General features: G+C 68.4%; 1 protein-coding gene. It reads right to left on the minus strand.

The annotated features are described in order from the left end of the window. Window positions 1-138: 138 nt before the first annotated feature. Window positions 139-2,562 carry a hypothetical protein gene (locus tag QZY48_RS01635; RefSeq protein ID WP_295426850.1) on the minus strand — a complete coding sequence of 808 codons (2,424 nt, stop codon included), beginning with the start codon at window positions 2,560-2,562 and terminating at the stop codon, window positions 139-141. Window positions 2,563-2,793 lie beyond the last annotated feature (231 nt).

Here is a 2,793-nt window from a genome sequence, read left to right on the forward strand (position 1 = left end):
AAAAAACCAACAACAACAACAACAAAAACGACAACAACGACAACAACTACAGCGACAACGACAGCGACAACAACAACGACAACGACAACGACAACGCCAACGCCAACGATTGTGTTTGTGTTTAATCAATGGGGACCCTCAAGGCCCGGCCGAGCCCTCCCCCCGCTCCAGATTGACCGCCGCCACCCCGGTCTGCAATACCAGCAGATAGACCCGGGAGCGGTCGGCGGCGGGCACGATATCCTCAGCGATGATACCGAGCCGGTTGTTGAGCTCATCGACCATCCCCGGGATGGCGCGCCAGCGCGGCGCGGCGATGCACCAGCGGCGCTCCTGCGCGACGCCGGTATCCTGCAGGAAGCGACAGGCGGGGGCCAGTTTGCTGTCGTCGATGAAGTCGATCAGCTCGCGGCGCCGCTGCGGCCAGTCATCGGCCGCGGCGCGCCGCGCCTGTTCCTCATCCTCGGCATCCGCATAGCGCTTGCTCAGGATATCGATGAAGCGCAGCGGATCGAGGAAGGCGTCGCAGTAGTGCTCGCTCCAGCCCGCGAAGGGACGGGGCAGGTCGTCCTGCGGGTAGCAAATCCGCTCGAGCGGCCGCACCGCCATGATGGTCTCGAGGCCCGCCGCGCCCCGCACCCAGTGGCGTACCGCCATGGCCGGCTGACTGCTCAGGCGCAGGAATTCGGCGAGCTGGCGCCGCAGCCAGACCATCTCGCGCCCGCGCTCGGCCAGGCGCTCGCCGATGCGGGTCAGGGTCTTCTGCACCTCGTTGGTCAGGCTGGCGCGCAGGTTGCGGCGCACCCGCGCCAACAGCGACTCCCGCAAGGGGTCCACCAGGTCACGCAGGTGGTCGTGGAAGCGGCCCCGCTGGGCACTGCTGTAAAAGCGCTGGGCGCGCGCGATACGCCCGGTGATCAGCGGCTGGACCCGCAGGGCCAGGACGGCCCAGAGCAGTATGAACCAGACCAGGGTCCAGGACAGTGGATGATTCACGGTGCGCAGCGCCTGCACCAGGGCGTCCAGCCAGTCCCGACCCGGCGGGTTGATCTGATAGACGAGCCCCACCAAGAGGACGGCCAGCCCCAGGGCGAGCACCAGGGCGAACAGGGGCCAAAACAATTGCAGGCCCCGGCCCTGGCTGGTCAACCACTCATCGAGCTGGGCGCGATACTCTCGGTGCAGCGATCCCAGGCGCTGCAGCGGGTCGGTGCTCTGCGCGACCGGCAACCGACCGCGGTCCGGCCCGTCCGCGAGTCCCCGGCGGACCTCGTCCAGCGCGGCGCGCACTAGGGTCAGCGAGGCCGGCGCCCGGTCGTCGTGCAGGTCGGCGTCCACCGCGTCCACCACCCGCTGGTCCAGGTCCTTGAGGTGGGCCTCCTTGATGGCGGTGACGATCTCCCAGCCGGCCCGGTCCAGTGCCTGCCCCAGGGCCTGGCGCTCACGGGCGAAGACCTCCTGGACACGGTCCACCCAGTCGGCGGTCTGCGGCTCCGGCACGGCCGTCAGGGCGCTCACCAACTGCTCGGCGCGGACCTCGAACAGGTCCTCCAGGCGGCCGTCATCGATGCGCCGCTCGATGGCCTCCCAGCGCAACGGCGCCAGGGTTTCGCGCACCCGCCGTGCCTGGCGGTCCGGGCACTGCTCCTGGTCGCCGATCAGGGCGTCGAGCCAGCGGCGCCCGAAGGTCGCCGCCGCCTCGCGGCTGCGCACCAGGGTGCTTTCCTCCAAGAGGCGAATGCCGAAGGTGGCGGTGACCGGCTGGACAAGCGACGCCTGTTGATAGAGCGCCTGCCGGGTGGTGCGCAGACCCTCGAACAGCAGCAGTTCAAGAAACAGCACGGCCTCGTCGAGACGCACATGGGGCGGGCGGTAGCCGACCGCGGTGCGGCCATCCACCAGATAACAGCGCTCCACGCCCGCCTGTCGCTCCGCGCGCCGACGCTCCCAGCCCTGCATGGAGTTGCGCAGCGCCGCGCGCAGCGACCGTGCCGTCGCGACCGCCGCCGGGGCGCCGGCGCCCTGCCAGTAGTCGTCGAAGTCCAGGATCAGGATACAGTTGAGATTCGCGGCCCCCTGCACCGCGACCTTGAAGAAACTGGAGTCGGCCAGGGACTCCAGACAGTGCTGGAGCAGGATATCGAGGTGCGGGATTGCGTCCGGCACGCCGGGGCGGGCCAGGACGATAAGGTCGAGCCCGACGGGGTCACGCCGATCAAAGCTGGTCTGGGCGACCAGCTCATCGGCGATGCGCCGCACCAGCACCGCCGCCAACCCCGGCTCGGTCCTGTGGTCCGCCGTCGGCGCCTTGATCTGGCGATAGAGATCGGTCAGGAATTGCGGCGCACCGGCGCCGCCCAGCGCGGTGGCGGCCGAGCGCTCGAACGGGTCCGGGAGGGCCAGCAGGGCCAGGTCGCGCAAGTGACGCTGGGCCGAGGCGATCCCGCCGCTCTGGGTCTCCTGCCACCGCAGCACGCCGCGCAGGGCCGATTGATGCAGCAGCCGCTGCAGGGCATCCAGGCCGTAGGCGCCGAAGCCGATCAGGAGGGTGGGTCTGGGCATGGTTCCTGGGCGGCATTCCAGCCGGCTGCAAGTAAATAGACAGGATTAGGAACGGTTCACCAATAACCTAAACAAGTCAATTAGGGAATGCCTTCGGCGTCGCGGTCGTTGTCGTTGTCGTTGTCGTTGTCGAGGTTACGATACCCGCGAGGATTCTCTCGCTAAATTATCTCGGGGCCTTGGTCATAACTGCGGCCACCCGCCCTCGCGGCAACCCGTCGCGGCCGGGGG

Origin of the sequence: uncultured Thiodictyon sp. (genome assembly GCF_903828115.1) — a bacterium.
In the GTDB taxonomy this organism is placed as follows: domain Bacteria; phylum Pseudomonadota; class Gammaproteobacteria; order Chromatiales; family Chromatiaceae; genus Thiodictyon.